The following is a 16,515-nucleotide window of genomic DNA, read 5'->3' as shown; positions in this document are numbered from 1 at the left end:
AGTTTAAGTGTCGCCAGGTCAGCTCTTTATAGTCATGAGCGGGGCATGCCTGTCCGCATTCAGGGCAGGGGAACAGGCTGCCACGATCGGCTTCTACAGTGAGATGCAACTGGTGAGGTGATGAGGATACATCCAGGTGCTGATCAACCAGTTTCCAGGGGGCCTCTAATCCCAGACCCAGTGCAAAAATCTGATTGCCATCCATGATTTATCCTCTCTGAAAAAGTGCTTATTTTGCTATAAATCTCAAAGCAGAATCCACACCTAACGTCGAGGAGCCAAAAATCAGGACAGTCATTATTAAAGAAAATATCTAATACAGCAATATCGACAGCATATGTCGCACCAGGCATCCCATAAGAGACTAACGAGTATAGCCATTATTTAAAACCGGGCAGACTCAATCCGGATAACCAGCGATTAAGATATTCCAAGAGAATAAAACGACACCGAAGCACTACTTCCATGCTTCAGAGGTAAGAAAAACTACCGATACCGATAAACGGGGACAGCCATAATTTATAATTTTTGAAAAAGCCAAAGCATCCGGCAGGCTCAACCAGAATAACCAACGATTAAGATATTCCGAGAAAATAAAATGACACCGAAGCACTACTTCCATGCTTCAGAGGTAAGAAAAACTACAGATTAGGGAATGAAAGACGCAGTTCACTTCTCTGAGTAACTTTATACAAACAAGGCTTTAAACTGACTCCCTGATGAAACCCAGGCCAGCCCTTTATCCCGTGCAAACTGTTTCAGTCGTTTGATATGCCCCATCGCTCGACTGGTTTGCAGGCCTTCTGGCTTCATTGCTTTAAGCCAGGCATTTTGGTCGATATTGAGTCGTTGCAGTATTGGCGGTAGATGCCTTGGAATATGTCCTCGTTTGTCTTCCCGACAGCACCGACCCGTCCAGTCGATCAGTTCCAGATAATCCGCATAATCAAAGGCAATTGAGTGGGCACTGTCTTTTTGTTTTGCTGAGAAGGGTTTTAAGCGAGGAGAATCGGCGCTATCTCGTTGTTCGGCATATTCCCTGATTCGTTGTTGGATAGAGGTAAAGTCTGAATTTTCCGGGCAATCGGCCATGGCGGCGCGTACTGGATTGAGATCAACATAGGCCATGCAGGTTAATAGCCCTTGTTCATCTAGTAGGGCCTGACTTTTAAAGCGCCCTTCCCAGAATCGACCAGTGCAGCGGTCTTCTTCATTGGCTTTTCTAGCGATATATTCATTCAGACAGCGCATAAACCAACTAATATCAGCCAGCCTTTCCCGCCACTTTTCAACAATCTCATATACCTTTTCCAGTTCAGCGGTAGAGCCACACTCTCCTTTTTGATAGCGCTGTACCAGCATGGGCGCTTTGAATAGCAGCAACCAACGCTCAATCACTTCATCAATTGACCAATCGGCGGCTTGCTCCTGATTGATATAAAGCACCAGATGGTAGTGATTGGACATGATGGCGTAGGCGCAGACATCAACGGCAAACATCTGATCCAGTGCGTTGAGTCGCTCTATGATCCATTGGCGACGATGTTCGAAGGATTGACCTGAGAATTGATCTTCTCCGCATAGAAATGCCCGACGCACACAACGGGCGATGCAGTGGTAGTAGGGTGTATCGGATGGACTGATTTGTTCCTGACGAGCACGGGTCATGATGCATTCTTCCTTGAGTTACTTTCTTTCCCTGATTGGCAGTAAGCATAGGCAGAAACCCCGAATCCTTCCAGCATTTGATGGGTGTCCGGTTTATCCGTTTATCCCCATCGTTTGTCTTCCCGACAACACCGACCTGTCCAGTCAATCAGTTCCAGGTAATCGGCATAATCGAACGTAATAGAGTCAGAACATCAAATGAGGACAGCCATAATATCAAAAAGCCAAAGTATCCGACTCGTCACAATTCCACGGTCCAGACAGAATAATTTTTTAGCACAATTTTATTCTTTAAGAATTTCTTAAGTTTCGCGTTTTATTTTGTTGATAACGACTCAAACAAAGGAAGCGCTCATGTGAAACACCATACTCAAATTTCTGCAGATGACTTCACTTTAGACATCGTTTATCCAAAGCACCCACTCTGGAGTCAGGTTATCGAGCATGTTTCTCAGCGTTATCAGGAAGCATTCTTTGCCGAGCTGAAACAGTTTATGCCGGCGTATTTAACTCTCATCGAAGGCGGTCAGATTATTTCAGTATGCGGCTTTCGCATCGCCGAGGATGAGCCATTATTCCTTGAACAGTATTTGACAGACGATGCCCACAAACTCGTTTCTAGCGTATTTAACTGCGACGTAAAACGTTCGAACTTAGTGGAATTCGGTCACCTGGCATCTTTTGCTAAGGGAATGTCGTCTCTGCACTTCTATCTCATCGCGGAAATGCTGGTCAATCTCGGTTTTGAATGGTGCATTTTCACCGCGACAGACCCACTTCACGCCATGATGGCGCGTCTGGGATTGGAGCCACATATCATCGCACAGGCCGATCAGAGCAAAGTTCCAGATGCCAGGTCCACCTGGGGTTCGTACTACGAACATCAACCGCGTGTGTTAGCGGGCAATTTGCAGAGAGGACTAGAAAGGCTTCGATTAGTCCGGGAAAGAAAACGCAAACAAGCCTAAGTGGAAAAGAACAGCAAACACAACGCTAGAATACAGGTGACGTATGAATATTCTCTTCGATGCTATTACAAAATGGGCAAAAACGACACCAGATAGAGTAGCACTTGTCGGCAGCAAAGCTGGTCAAACGGTTGAACTCACTTACTCTGAATTACTAAGCAAAATCGAGCTCGTTACCGCCGAACTTATTGCACTGAACATCAAAGCGCTCGCACTACGCTCAGAAAACAGCATCGATTGGGCCATCGTAGATTTGGCGGCTATGATGGCAAACATTGTCGTTGTGCCTATTCCAACGTTTTTCTCTGATACTCAAGTTGAGCACACGCTGGAACAATCAGGTGTCGATGCTTTAATCGGAGATTGGCAAGCATGGTTAGCTTCCCATCCTGAGCAAAGCTTAAAGCTGCAAGGTCACTCGCTTTCAATGGCAAGCCTGCCTTTGCTGCGTCGTAACCCGTCTGGAAACGAAGGTGCGAAGGTAGCTTATCTGCCAGAAACCGGAAAAATCACATTTACGTCTGGCTCAACGGGTCAGCCTAAAGGCGTGTGTTTAAGCAATGATCATTTGTGTCTGGTGGCAAAATCGCTCGCAGACGCAGTAAACGGCACGGCACACTCACATTTAGTACTGCTTCCTTTATCGACGCTTCTCGAAAATATAACAGGCATTTATGTGCCTCTCATGCTAGGCGTGACGTCATATATTTTACCTGGAGAGCAAACCGGCTTACTCGGTTCAAGCCAATTCGAACCGCGTCTGTTTGCGCAAGTATTAGCAACCATCAAACCAGAAAGCTTAGTGTTAACGCCGGCATTATTGCTTGCGCTCATTCACATCGCGAAACAGCAGCCCTCTCTTGTGAATTCTCTTAAATTTGTGGCCGTTGGCGGCGCAAGAGTGTCGTCGCAACTGATTAACGCAGCGCATGCGCTGAACATCCCTGCGTTTGAAGGTTATGGTCTGTCCGAATGTGGCTCCGTTGTTTGTTTGAATACACCCGCAGCATTTAAAGCGGGAACTTGTGGCAAACCGCTTCCTAACGCTCAGATTCGTATTGCGGAAGATGGTGAGCTACTCGTCCAAGGTAACGTTGCTCTCGGTTATTTGAATGAGCCGTTTACTCAGGAATGGTTAGCGACCGGTGATTTAGCTCACATTGACGCGCAAGGCTTTGTCACTCTTTCTGGACGTAAAAAGAACCTTATCGTCACTGCGTACGGTAGAAATGTCTCACCGGAGTGGATTGAATCAGAGGCGTTAGCACTTTTACCAATGACGCCACTCATCATCACTGGCGATAGCCAACAGACGTTGTGTGCCGTCACGGCCAATAGCGAAGATGTCGAAGCAAAGGTTCACGCATTAAACCAGACCCTGCCCGATTACGCTCAAATCCGAACCTTGCTGCTGCTGGACAACCCTCGAGCCATCTCTGGCTGGTACACGGATAACGGCAAGCTAAAACGAAATCAAATCGAACATGATGTGGCTCAGCTATTAGTGAGCACAAAATCTGAAATAACGCTGCAAGCGCAAAAGATCCAACGCATTGATTTGCCTGTTCAGCAACGCATTACGTCTTTCCAGACTGCATCTTAGTTAACGGCTTCTTAAGGAGAAGGTTATGACTTTATTTTTTGAACAACTTAAACAAAACACCGCCGCAGCTCAGCAAGCCATGTTAACTGCGCCAGTTATCGCAGATGTTCAACAAGGCAACATTTCCAAAGAGATGTATATCGCCTTTCTGACGCAAGCTTACCATCACGTAAAGCATACTGTTCCTTTGCTGATGGCATGTGGAGGACGACTATCTGGTGAATACGAATGGGTACGTGAAGCCATTGCCGAATACATTGAAGAAGAAAAAGGTCATCAGGAGTGGATTTTGAATGACATCAAAGCGTGTGGCGGTGATGCTGAAGCGGTGCGCAATAACAAAGATGCAGGCCAGGTCGGTACACCTGTTGAGCTGATGGTTTCATACCTTTACCACAACGTTGATCGCCACAACCCACTTGCGCTGTTCGGCATGGTGTGGGTATTAGAAGGCACCAGCGTTGGTATTGGTGGCCAAATGGCAGAAAAAATCCAGTCAACGCTAAGCCTGCCGCCTTCAGCAATGACTTATCTGATTTCACACAGCGTGCTGGACCAGGAGCATCTGCAATTTTTTGAATCATTGATGAACAAAATCACCAAAGAGGAAGATCAACAAATCATCATCGACTCGGCAAATATGGTGTTTGATCTTTACGGGCAAATGCTGCGTTCTTTGCCTTCTTTCTCAACCCAACAAGCGGCGTGAGGTGACTCATGATCATTAGCAATAGCACCATTCTCCTGACAGGCGCAACGGGCGGAATTGGGCAAGCCATCGCTCAAGAGTTAGCAAAACGCGATGCCTGCCTCATCCTTGTTGGGCGAAATGAAGAGAGTTTGCAAACACTGCAGCGTGAACTGCCTAACCCAGAGCGCCATGACATAGTCGTCGCAGACATCACCTCGTCAGAAGGATTAACCGCGATTAAAGATCGAGCGCGCCAACATCAAAAAGTGGACGCGCTGATTAACAATGCGGGCAGCAACGACTTCTCGTTGTTGAGTCACAAACAATCAACGCAGATTGCAGACGAAATCCAACTCAACCTGGTTACGCCGATACTGCTGTGCCAGTCGGCGTTGACCTGGTTAAAACAGCCTGGGGTGATTCTCAATATCGGTTCAACGTTCGGTTCAATTGGCTATCCGGGCTATACCTCCTATTGCGCGGCAAAAGCGGGGTTGCACCGTTTTACTGAATCGCTCGACCGAGAGCTGTTCGCAACCGGAATCCGTGCATTGTATTTGGCACCAAGAGCGACAGATACCTCGCTCAATAGCGATGCAGTCAATGAAATGAATCGACAACTGGGTAACAAGACGGACTCCCCACAAGTTGTTGCTGATCACGTTATCACCATGTTGGAAAAAGAAATTTCTGCGAAATGGATTGGTTGGCCAGAAAAGCTTTTTGCTCGCATCAATCAACTGCTTCCAGGTGTGGTTTCCTCTGCTATTCGTAAGCAGCAAGAAACCATTCACCAATACGTAAACCGAGTCAGTCACTGAAGAGGACATAGACGATGAATACCAGACAATTACTGTGCGCTTTGACGGTTTGTTCAACGTTAGCTTCGACAGCGGCGTTGGCAGGTAATGCTCCACTGCAACAGGTTCAAAAGAAGTGGGCGGAATGTCAGTACAGCACACCCGACGGTGACGAAAAGGAACAATGCTTCCAGCACGCGATTACCAGAATCGGTAGTTATCTCGACAAAGAACCGGGCAATCCCGAACTCACCGTTTGGCTGGCAATCAATAAAGCATCACTGGCTGGTGCTCAGGGTGGCTTAGGTGCACTGTCACTCGCCGAAGAAGCAAAATCGCTACTCGAAGGGGTAATCGAAACTTCACCGCAGACGCTTGATGGCTCTGCATATACCAGTTTAGGCTCTCTGTACTACAAAGTTCCGGGGTGGCCAATTAGCTTTGGTGATGACGATAAAGCCGAAGAAATGTTGAAAAAAGCGTTAGAAATCAATCCAGCGGGCATCGATCCGAACTATTTTTATGGAGACTTCCTTGCGGAAGAAGGTCGGGACAAAGAAGCAAAAGTGTATTTAACTCGCGCAATGCAGGCATCACCTCGCCCTGACCGACCTTTGGCGGATAAAGGCCGAAAACGGGACATTGAAGCGACTCTTGGGAAATTGAAATGAACCATGCGCTTATTACTCGTCGAAGATGACAAACTAGCCGGTCAATCCATGGTAACTTCATTAAGTTGCCATGGCTGTACCGTGAATAGGGTCGAAAAAGAATCTGGCGTGACCAGAACACTCAACAAGAAGCGTTCACCACTATGATTTTAAACATAAATAGAACGCAAACAGGGATAGATATTGTTTAAATAAGGTTTTAATTCACCTGACAACTGCAAATCCGATTACGTCCCTCTCTTTTTGCCTGATAGAGGTATTCGTCTGCCATTGAAATAAGATAGCTATAATTCAGTAAGTCTTTCGGATAACAGCTTGCGACACCTATGCTCAGTGTGATGAAAGGGCTGACAAGGGATTTTTCGTGGATAATTTTACAATCACTGACAAAAGCCTGTATCGAGTGGGCGACGGACAAAGCCTCTTCTAAAGACGTATCCGGCAAGATACAGGCAAACTCTTCACCACCATAGCGAGCAATAACATCGCCTGGCCTCTGTACACTGTTTTTCAGAATATCAGCAATCTGAATAAGGCAGGCATCACCTTGTAAATGGCCGTAACTATCGTTGTAATGCTTAAAAAAGTCGATATCGATGATAATGAAAGACAACTCACCGCCGGATTCCGCAAGACGAGTCCACTCCGCTTCGATGGATTCATTAAACATACGACGATTGAAAATCTTTGTCAGACCATCAATACTTGCCAGATTCTGCAATTTATCGATAGCAGCGTTAAGTTCTGTCGTTCTCTTCTGAACTTCTTCTTCGAGCTGCTTCTGATAATCCAGTAGTGCTTTCTCTTCCTTTTTACGATCAGTAATATCGTAGGCAAAGGCCAGCAAAAACTCTTCGCCTTTAAACTGATAATAATGGCCGCGTATCTCGACAGGAAAGATTCTGCCGGACTTTGTCCGATGTTGCGTTTCAATATGAAGCAGTTTGTCGCGTTTAGTCCTCTCCCATATTGACGGCCAGACCTCCCTGGACACCAAAGGGTCCCACTCCCAGACGTGCATACCTATCAGCTCATCATAGTCGTAACCCAAATGATCGCACGCAGACCGATTCACATAGACAATTTGTGAATCTGCCTTCATCAAGAAGACTTCATCTCCCGCCAGCTCCACCGCATATTTGAAAAAGGTCACTTCATCATTCGGATGAAAAGCAAGTGTAAGCTCTTTCAGCGGCATATCTTTCGGATACTCTTGTTCCATTACATCTATCTTATTATTTATCTAAGCGACTTTTCCGTAACTGAACATGAGCGGCCCCATCCTGAGTAAAGCAGTAGCGGCTATAAAGCGTATTGCATACTTCTTTTCGCTTCACTTAGAGTCTATACGAAACAACAGGACATCGGTAGTCGTATAATTGCTTCAATATTAGAGTAACTATTCTTTTACTGATCATAATCAGAAACAAAAATGCTCATAATGGACTCTGCTTCTTTACTCTCTTCTCCTGGCTATTTCCCATTGGATGCCAATCACATACTTCATGTAAACTTCATCCTTTATAAGGAAAACTACTGGACAGTTAGTGCTTTTCTAAAGTTCAGTACTTCATGGAGCAATTCGATGTTTCTGCTATTAGTCGAAGACGATTTAGGTCTTGGCAATGTGCTATTAAAAATACTAAGCCGCACCTATCGGGTTGACTGGGTGCGGACTCTTTCATTAGCAAAACAGCAATTTCAGGCTAATGATTATGATCTTATTCTGCTTGATCTTGGCCTGCCAGATGGCGACGGTATCGAATGGCTGATGCAATTGCGACAGAGCAACGCTGATCAACCCGTATTGATTTTATCGGCACGGGATGGGCTGGATGACCGTGTACAGGGGCTTGATACCGGCGCAGATGATTATCTGGTCAAGCCATTTGAACCTGAAGAGTTACAGGCCAGAATTCGGGTTCTGTTACGCCGTCATCAGGGGCGCCATCATGAAATCTGTGCCTTTGGCGGTCTGAGTTACGACAGCAGGCTAGACCAGTTTTCCTTACACAATGAGCCACTTTCCCTCCCTCAGAAAGAAGCTCAGTTACTACTGACACTACTGCAATCAGCAGGCAACAAAGTTCATAGAGAGCGGTTATTACAACGCATTTATGGTTCAGGCAATGACTCAGAATCCAATACCCTGGATGTGCATATCTATGCTTTGCGTAAACTGATTGGTAAAGATCGTATCGAAACGGTACGGGGCTTTGGCTATCGCCTGGTGCAACCCTGATGATGATCAAAAAAAACTTCAGCATTAAAGCGATTGCCTGGATTTTGGGCATTTTTATGATCACCTCAAGTCTACTTGGGGTTTTTATAACTTACCTGGCAGCCGATGAAGAGTTTAATGAAGTTCTTGAGGACGATTTAAAACAAAATGCGGCTCTGCTCAATGCGATGGTCGTTGCCACAAAAGCAACGCCCGCGGAGTTACGTATATTCCTGAAAGAGCATGTGCGTATGGACGATGAGGATACGATCTGGGTGACCGTATATCATACGCAACAGGGCTGGCAGGTCAGCAATTTCGATCACTATAATCCCCTCCAAAAACGTGGATCTTCTTTTATAGAAACAAGATTTCAAGGCTACGGCTGGTATGGTTATCAGCATGATGAAGATGAGCTTATTGTCCAGATGTACCGCCGTGATGATCTTTCCGATGACATCATTGGTGACATTGCAGAAGACATTACAGCCCCCACACTGATTGGATCGGCGTTAAGCTTATTGCTACTAAGCTGGCTGGTTCGATTAATCATAAAACCACTGACACTGCTATCAAGAGAACTGGATCAGCGCAGTGGTGATGACCTTTCTCCCTTGAAATGCGACAGTCAGACGCGGGAAATCAAGACACTGACCAATAAACTGAATCGCCTGATGTCAGAAGTTGACGAGGTGCTGAATCGTGAGCGCCAATTTGCCAACGATGTCGCCCATGAATTGCGTACACCTCTGACGACGATCAAGCTTGAACTTTCCTGCCCCGATCCCGACATCTCTGCCATTAAGCTCGAAACTGAACGGGTCAACCGCATTGTTGAGCAATTGCTGACGCTGGCCAGACTTGAACAGCATCATTGGAAGAAACGCTTTGAACCGATCGCCCTGGATACTCGGATACAAGCAATAACCGACAAATATCAAAGGCTCTTTAAGACGCGGGGTATTGCACTGCACCTGGAGCTGGAGCCTTGTCATATCGAAGGTGATGCAACCCTATTGCAGGTATTAATTGAAAATATATTCAGTAATATCTTACGCCATAGCCCCAGAACCACTGAGGTAAACATCGCATTAACCCGACAAACCCTCAGCATAAAAGACAATGGCGATGGTGTAACCGATACATTACTGGATGCCATTCGAAATCCTGCTGTCCGCCTTGACAGCAAAGGAGAAGGCCTGGGCCTGGGCCTGGCCATTTGTCAACGTATTGCGGCCATTCACCAGGCATCGTTCCACTGCTCCCATGCCTGTCCGGGTTTACATATAACACTCTGTTTCACAAAACAAAGCAGCACTTCAGGTTAACTTCATCTCTATCCATTAATCTCTTCATCATCCATTACATAAAAGGAGAAACACGATGAAGAGATTGATGTTTGGCACCTTACTATTCTTTGCGGGTTCACTCACAGCAACAGCACAGGTCCCAGCTTCTGGTTTGATATCTGTAGCTGAAGCGCTGAATGCCAGAGACAATTCTCTGGTAGCAATAAACGCTACCCTGGTTAAGCCTCTGGGTCGTGAGAAATATGAATTTCAGGATGCCAGCGGCTCAATAACCGTTGAAATTGACGAGGATATCAGCCGTCATATCGTGTTGAAAAATGGCCAGTCTGTCACCTTGTATGGCGAAATTGAACGGGAATACAAGGGTATCGAACTTGAAGCAGACCATATCGAAATTCACTGAAACCATGCTATTAAAAAGGAGTTAACGATGTCTGACCTATACCGCTTCAGTATTCATAACAATCAGATAAAAAGTGTTCAGGAATGGGATGATGGCCGTTGGGAATATGAAAAAATCGATGCTGATGAGCACTATTACATTGAAGGTGATGTTATTTTTAAACAAGAGACAGATGACGGCGTCATTGAACTGACATCCTTTACAGATGTTAATGGCGACGGTATTTATTCTGCCGGACAAACAACATTCACGCCTGCCAGCCCGCATATTGTTCAGGATTTCTACCGCTTTGACATTCAGAACGGTAATGTTATCTCTAAAACAGAATATGAAACAGATGGAGAGATAGAACAGGATTCAATTCAGCAGCATCAGTTTACTGTTCAGGGCAATCTGATCACTGAGTACGAACCTGAAGGCTGGGGATTTGAGAAAACCGTCTATAAGGACAGTAATGGAGATGGCCGTTACCACAAGATCTACGAAGAGTATATTACTGAAAATAATCACTTATCATATGATCAGGGCAAAGAGGTTGTTTTCCAATCCGGTCAACAGGATAAATTCACACTGAACCCCGGTGATAACGTCAATATTTCCAATTTTAATGCCGATGAAGGTGATCAGATTATTCTATCTGATACATTTGGAATTCACTCCTTTATACAGCTGGTCAAACAGATTGATGATATAGACTACGACGGCTCCAGGCTGGAGGTGAAATTTGAAAACAACACCTCAGTTGAGTTCACAGGTATTCCCACCCAGGACGTAACATGGAATCTCATTAGCTTTTCCACTGAACAGTTCTGAATATGACACCTACCCGATTTTACTGCTCGACATCTCCGCAGGTAAAATCGGAAACTTAGCCAGAAAAGACTAAGACAGCCACTATTTCGAGCAAAATTGATGGCTGTCTCTGAGGTCAAAACACAGTTTAAAGTGAATATCGTTTAAAGATCACAGCGGCATTCACACCACCAAAGCCAAAGCCGTTACAAAGTACATGATTCACCCTGGTTTCTCGGGCATTATGGGGAATGAGATCAAGATCGGCCATACCGGTATCAACATTGTCTAAGTTCAGTGTTGGCGGTAATACGCCTGAACGTAGTGCCTGAACGCTGAATATTGCTTCGACACCTCCGGCAGCACCCAGTAAATGTCCTGTGGCAGACTTGGTCGATGAAATGGGTATCTGGGTAATATAATCGGCAAAGATCTGTCGTAAGGCGTTAATTTCCCCTTTATCCCCTACCGGCGTCGAGGTGGCATGAGCATTAACATAACCTATATCAGCCGCTTTCAGGTTCGCCATTTTTAACGCTGACTTTATCGCCCTTGCGGCACCGTCACCATTTTCAGGCCCTGAGGTCAGATGGTAGGCATCGGCGCTTGTGCCATAGCCGATAATTTCAGCTAATGGCGTTGCGCCACGGCTTAACGCATGTTCCAGGCTTTCAATCACCAGTAGTCCTGCACCTTCTCCCATCACAAAGCCATCTCGCGCCTGATCAAAAGGACGAGAGGCTGTCGTTGGTTCAGTATTGTGGGTGGATAAGGCTTTCAGAGCACTAAATCCAGCTAAGGACAGAGGATCAATACAGGCTTCTGTACCACCTGCCAGTACGACATCGGCCTCTCCGCTACGAATCAGGCGCATACCATCACCTATAGCTTGAATACCGGCAGCACAGGCTGTCACCGGTGTGCCGACAGGCCCTTTAAATCCGTATTTGATTGAGACGTTGCCTGCGGCTAAATTGGCTAAAAATGCGGGTACTGTAAAGGGGGATAGCTTACGAGGCCCTGAGTGATCAAGCACTTCTTTGGCATGGGTAATGGTTGGAAAACCACCAATACCGGTAGCAATCACAGTAGCTGTCGCGGCTTGCTCTTCTTCACTTTCAGGCTTCCAGTCAGCCTGAGCTAACGCTTCATCTGCGGCGGCTAAAGCAAATAAGGTGAACAGGTCTACACGTCGACGCTCTTTAACGGATAAATAGTTTGCTTCGATCAGAGCATTATCCTGTTCGCCATTACGTGGAACCTGACCGGCAATTTTAGTGGTTAAGCCCTCTGGCAGATCTTCTTTTATCCAATCGATGCCTGATTCACCTGAGATTAAGCGTTGCCACACAGATGCCACACCACAACCCAGTGGCGATACGATACCCATTCCTGTGATAACAATTCGGTTTGCCTGAGACATATGATTTCCTTTCGCTGAGTACCCAGCGTTATTTCGACTAACAGGGTAATCATGCTAAGGTAAGTCTTAATATGATCAAGATAATATAAAAACACTGACAGGTTTCTTATTCTATCAGGAGGTAACTTTGCCTTACTCTGCAGAGCACAAAAAGCAAAGCCGTGAACGTATTCTTTTATCTGCCATTGATCTGTTTTGCCGCAGAGGCTTCGACCAGATATCGATTGCTCAGATTATGCAACACGCCGAGATGACCCACGGCGCTTTTTATGCTCACTTTAGCTCTAAGGTCAGTTTGTATGCCGAGGCGATACTTACGGCGGGCCGACACTCGTTACTGGTCAGGAAAGGCGGTGATCTCGATAAAGAGAAGATGCGCTATCTGGTTACCGAATATCTGAGCATGGAGCATGTCAGGCAAGAGGGCTACGCTTGCCCTTTAGCATTTTTATCGACCGATGTAGCTCATAGAGACAGCGAGGTCAGAGCAAGCTACGAAAAAGTGTTTAATGGCATGGTTGACCGATTAGCGCAGGCATTAGAAGCCACAGGCAGAAGTCTGCAAACCGCACGTGCCCAGGCCCAATACCTTGTGGTGACGATGGTAGGCACAGTGTCTATTGCCAGAAGTCTGTCAGATACGGAGAGTCAGAAGGCTTTGCTGGAAAATTCAAAATCAAGCCTCTTTGCCATGCTGGCAGATTAGAGGCATTGGCCATCAATATAGCCAGAACCAAAAAGCTCCGGGAAGAGCCAACAACCCGGAGCCAGAGAGTGCGAATAGAATCATGAAAATTGATTAACATTCAATCACGTTGACAGCAAGTCCTCCTCTGGAAGTTTCTTTATATTTGTCCAGCATATCCAGACCTGTGTCACGCATGGTTTTAATTACCTTATCCAGAGAGACAAAGTGCTGCCCATCGCCACGAATTGCCATAGCCGCAGCGTTAATCGCCTTCATGGATGCCATAGCGTTACGTTCGATACAGGGGACCTGTACCAGACCACCAATCGGGTCACATGTCAGACCCAGGTTATGTTCCATACCAATTTCAGCAGCATTTTCGACCTGTTCAGGGCTACCGCCGGTAGCTTCAGCCAGACCGGCCGCCGCCATCGCACAGGCTGAACCTACTTCGCCCTGGCAGCCCACTTCTGCCCCGGAGATAGAAGCATTCTGTTTAAACAGAATACCCACCGCAGCAGCAGCCAGCAGGAAGCGAATCACGCCTTCTTCATTGGAATTCGGGCACCAGTTAATGTAGTAGTGCAGTACAGCAGGAATAATACCGGCAGCACCATTTGTCGGTGCTGTTACCATACGGCCACCGGCAGCATTTTCTTCATTAACGGCCAGAGCGTACAGATTCACCCAGTCCAGAGCACCCAGAGATGGAGTGATCATATCCATACGGGTGCGGTTCTTCAGCTCGTTATGCAAAGACGCAGCCCGGCGCTTTACTTTAAGTCCACCTGGCAGAATACCTTCGTTACGGATGCCATTCTGCACGCATTCCTGCATGACCTGCCAGATTTCCTGAATACCCTGACGAATCTCTTCTTCGCTGCGCCACGCTTTTTCGTTTTCCAGCATGACATCAGAAATGGACAGTCCGGTCTCTTTGCAGATGTCCAGCAGCTCCTGACCTGTGCTGAACGGGTATCTGAGCGGAGTGCTGTCTTCTACAATACGGTCAGCACCTGCCGCTTCTTCATCAACCACAAAGCCACCACCCACGGAGTAATATACTCTGTGGCTGACCTGTTCGCCCTGAGCGTTAAACGCGGTAAAGCTCATGCCGTTGGCATGAAAGGGCAGGGATTCTGTTTTGTGATAGATCAGATCATCTGCTTCATCAAAAGCGATGCGATGAGTACCCAGCAGAGACATCTGACGGGTTTGTGCAATTTCATCGGCACGGGGTTCTACAATGGTCGGATCAATCAGTTCCGGCAGGTGACCTTCCAGCCCCAGCAAAACGGCAGGGCCTGAGCCGTGACCTTTACCGGTTGCCCCCAGAGATCCGAACAGTTGGGATTGAACCCGGCTTACCTCACTGAGTAAGTCCGTATCGCGCAGGCTTTCGGCAAACATCTGCGCGGCTTTCATTGGCCCTACCGTATGAGAACTGGAAGGACCAATGCCTATTTTCAGCATATCGAATAAGCTGATTGCCATATTGAATACCTCTTAAAACAGCCCGTTATCATTAGATAACAGGCTGATGACGATCAGTGAGGTTCACGGAGCCGGTCGAAGACCGGCTTATTATTATATTAGGAATATTGTCCGGTAAGACTTACTTGTATACCGGGTAATCCGAACACAGTGCTTTAACTTTTTCTTTCACTTCTGCAATCATGGCTTCTTCATCGCCACGCTGCATCGCATCCAGAATGTCAGCAATCCAGTGACTCAGTTCACGACACTGAGCTTCTTTCAGACCACGAGTAGTGATGACCGGAGAACCGATACGCAGACCAGAGGTGACAAACGGAGACTGAGGATCATTAGGCACAGCGTTTTTGTTAACGGTGATGGAGGCATTACCCAGCGCTGCATCAGCATCTTTCCCTGTCAGACCCTGCTTGATCAGACTCAGCAGGAACAGGTGGTTCTGAGTACCGCCAGATACTACGTCGTAGCCGCGTTCGATAAATACCTGCGCCATAGCATCCGCATTTTTCACGACCTGAGTCTGGTACTCTTTAAATTCAGGCAGCAGCGCTTCTTTAAATGCGACGGCTTTAGCCGCAATCACGTGCATCAGAGGACCACCCTGACCACCAGGGAATACTGCAGAGTTCAGTTTTTTCTCCAGCTCAGGCTTAGCGCCTTCACGGTCGAACTGAGCCAGAATCAGACCACCACGCGGGCCACGCAGTGTTTTGTGAGTGGTAGTAGTTACCACATCCGCATACGGCAATGGGTTAGGGTACAGACCTGCGGCAATCAGACCAGCAACGTGTGCCATATCAACAAACAGGTACGCGCCAACTGCGTCAGCAATTTCACGGAAGCGTGCCCAGTCAACGATTTGAGAGTAAGCAGAGAAACCGGCTACGATCATTTTTGGCTGGTGTTCTTTTGCCAGAGCTTCAACCTGGTCATAGTCGATCTCGCCAGATTCGGTCAGACCGTACTGCACAGCGTTGTACATTTTTCCGGAGAAGTTTACATGGGCACCGTGTGTCAGGTGGCCACCGTGAGCCAGACTCATCCCCAGAATTGTATCACCCGGCTCAACCAGCGCCATGTAAACCGCCGCATTGGCCTGAGAACCGGAGTGAGGCTGAACGTTGGCATAGTCGGCACCAAACAGTTCTTTGGCACGGTCAATGGCCAGCTGCTCAACCACATCAACGTGTTCACAACCACCGTAGTAACGTTTTTCAGGATAACCTTCTGCGTATTTATTCGTCAGCAGGGAACCCTGAGCCTGCATGACTCGCGGGCTGGTGTAGTTTTCAGATGCGATCAACTCGATGTGCTCTTCCTGGCGCACCGCTTCCTGTTGCATCGCCTGCCACAGGGTTTCATCAAAGTTCTGGATCTGATCGTCTTTGCTAAACATTCTTTTTATTCTCCTGCTAAGAATATGGATCAGGACAAGTCATAGATTACCGACCTGATCGGAATTTCGAGCCGTGATTCGGCCGGAGTGAAATCTCCTGACCTGACGGGTAACGCCATAGTAATCAGTGAAAACACTCTGATACTGCTTAACAGCGGCCTGATTATGTCGATTTGCGACACCCCCTGTGAAGAGCAATAAATGTAGTAATAGCCGTTAACATTAATGTTTATGTGGCTAAATGACGTGATCTTGTTATTTAATACATCCCATAACAGAAGAATATATCAGGCAGAGCATCGCTGGATGCCAGGAGTAACCTGCTGATTACATCAGAAATCAGACAGATCTGAACACAATAGACAGAGTGATAAGAGACAAGCAGCC

The 16,515-nt window shown here is 46.8% G+C and carries 15 protein-coding genes and 1 pseudogene; 10 read left to right on the top strand and 6 right to left on the bottom strand.

The window, feature by feature from the left end:
- Together H4O21_RS16505 and H4O21_RS16500 are read right to left on the bottom strand one after the other, a co-directional pair.
- A pseudogene (locus H4O21_RS16505) lies at window positions 1-205 on the bottom strand (ISL3 family transposase); the annotation flags it as partial.
- A 482-nt stretch (window positions 206-687) separates the two neighbouring features.
- Complete coding sequence (locus H4O21_RS16500) at window positions 688-1,668, bottom strand: transposase (protein WP_182809972.1); 981 nt, start codon at window positions 1,666-1,668, stop codon at window positions 688-690.
- A 356-nt stretch (window positions 1,669-2,024) separates the two neighbouring features.
- Here H4O21_RS16500 and H4O21_RS16495 point away from each other — a divergent pair, with 356 nt between their 5' ends.
- Genes H4O21_RS16495 through H4O21_RS16475 form a run of 5 tightly spaced genes read left to right on the top strand, consistent with a single transcriptional unit; the run spans window position 2,025 to window position 6,401 of the window.
- Window positions 2,025-2,636 carry a thermostable hemolysin gene (locus H4O21_RS16495; protein WP_182809971.1) on the top strand — a complete coding sequence of 204 codons (612 nt, stop codon included), beginning with the start codon at window positions 2,025-2,027 and terminating at the stop codon, window positions 2,634-2,636.
- A gap of 43 nt (window positions 2,637-2,679) precedes the next feature.
- Window positions 2,680-4,239 (top strand): AMP-binding protein, encoded by a 1,560-nt coding sequence (locus H4O21_RS16490; RefSeq protein ID WP_182809970.1) that lies wholly within the window; start codon window positions 2,680-2,682, stop codon window positions 4,237-4,239.
- A 25-nt stretch (window positions 4,240-4,264) separates the two neighbouring features.
- Window positions 4,265-4,948 carry an iron-containing redox enzyme family protein gene (locus tag H4O21_RS16485; protein ID WP_182809969.1) on the top strand — a complete coding sequence of 228 codons (684 nt, stop codon included), beginning with the start codon at window positions 4,265-4,267 and terminating at the stop codon, window positions 4,946-4,948.
- Between the two features lie 8 nt (window positions 4,949-4,956).
- Window positions 4,957-5,751 (top strand): SDR family oxidoreductase, encoded by a 795-nt coding sequence (locus H4O21_RS16480; protein ID WP_182809968.1) that lies wholly within the window; start codon window positions 4,957-4,959, stop codon window positions 5,749-5,751.
- 14 nt (window positions 5,752-5,765) lie between these two features.
- Window positions 5,766-6,401 (top strand): tetratricopeptide repeat protein, encoded by a 636-nt coding sequence (locus tag H4O21_RS16475; protein WP_182809967.1) that lies wholly within the window; start codon window positions 5,766-5,768, stop codon window positions 6,399-6,401.
- Between the two features lie 199 nt (window positions 6,402-6,600).
- Here H4O21_RS16475 and H4O21_RS16470 read toward each other — a convergent pair whose 3' ends face one another.
- Window positions 6,601-7,623 (bottom strand): sensor domain-containing diguanylate cyclase, encoded by a 1,023-nt coding sequence (locus H4O21_RS16470; RefSeq protein WP_182809966.1) that lies wholly within the window; start codon window positions 7,621-7,623, stop codon window positions 6,601-6,603.
- Window positions 7,624-7,986: 363 nt separating this feature from the next.
- Between H4O21_RS16470 and H4O21_RS16465 the strand changes: the two genes are divergently transcribed.
- Genes H4O21_RS16465 through H4O21_RS16450 form a run of 4 tightly spaced genes read left to right on the top strand, consistent with a single transcriptional unit; the run spans window position 7,987 to window position 11,148 of the window.
- Window positions 7,987-8,643, top strand: coding sequence for a response regulator (locus H4O21_RS16465; protein ID WP_182809965.1), 657 nt, complete (start codon window positions 7,987-7,989; stop codon window positions 8,641-8,643).
- Window positions 8,643-9,950, top strand: a complete 1,308-nt coding sequence (locus tag H4O21_RS16460; RefSeq protein ID WP_182809964.1) for an ATP-binding protein — start codon at window positions 8,643-8,645, stop codon at window positions 9,948-9,950. The genes H4O21_RS16465 and H4O21_RS16460 overlap by 1 nt, the downstream gene beginning before the upstream one ends.
- A gap of 55 nt (window positions 9,951-10,005) precedes the next feature.
- A complete protein-coding gene (locus H4O21_RS16455) occupies window positions 10,006-10,335 on the top strand; it encodes a NirD/YgiW/YdeI family stress tolerance protein (RefSeq protein ID WP_182809963.1) in 330 nt (109 codons plus the stop codon).
- Window positions 10,336-10,362: 27 nt separating this feature from the next.
- On the top strand, window positions 10,363-11,148 hold the full coding sequence (locus H4O21_RS16450) for a hypothetical protein (RefSeq protein WP_182809962.1): 786 nt from the start codon (window positions 10,363-10,365) through the stop codon (window positions 11,146-11,148).
- Between the two features lie 127 nt (window positions 11,149-11,275).
- Here H4O21_RS16450 and fabF read toward each other — a convergent pair whose 3' ends face one another.
- Complete coding sequence (gene fabF / locus H4O21_RS16445) at window positions 11,276-12,550, bottom strand: beta-ketoacyl-ACP synthase II (RefSeq protein ID WP_182809961.1); 1,275 nt, start codon at window positions 12,548-12,550, stop codon at window positions 11,276-11,278.
- Between the two features lie 127 nt (window positions 12,551-12,677).
- Between fabF and H4O21_RS16440 the strand changes: the two genes are divergently transcribed.
- The gene (locus H4O21_RS16440; RefSeq protein WP_182809960.1) at window positions 12,678-13,256 is read left to right on the top strand and encodes a TetR/AcrR family transcriptional regulator; all 579 of its coding nucleotides are present in this window, start codon (window positions 12,678-12,680) and stop codon (window positions 13,254-13,256) included.
- Between the two features lie 93 nt (window positions 13,257-13,349).
- Here H4O21_RS16440 and H4O21_RS16435 read toward each other — a convergent pair whose 3' ends face one another.
- A complete protein-coding gene (locus tag H4O21_RS16435) occupies window positions 13,350-14,732 on the bottom strand; it encodes an L-serine ammonia-lyase (RefSeq protein ID WP_182809959.1) in 1,383 nt (460 codons plus the stop codon).
- Window positions 14,733-14,853: 121 nt separating this feature from the next.
- On the bottom strand, window positions 14,854-16,128 hold the full coding sequence (gene glyA / locus H4O21_RS16430; RefSeq protein WP_182809958.1) for a serine hydroxymethyltransferase: 1,275 nt from the start codon (window positions 16,126-16,128) through the stop codon (window positions 14,854-14,856).
- Window positions 16,129-16,515 lie beyond the last annotated feature (387 nt).

The organism is Oceanospirillum sediminis (assembly GCF_014164585.1).
GTDB lineage: Bacteria > Pseudomonadota > Gammaproteobacteria > Pseudomonadales > Halomonadaceae > Oceanospirillum > Oceanospirillum sediminis.
Note: the sequence above shows the minus strand (reverse complement) of the source record. Positions and strands in the feature narration are given on the sequence as shown.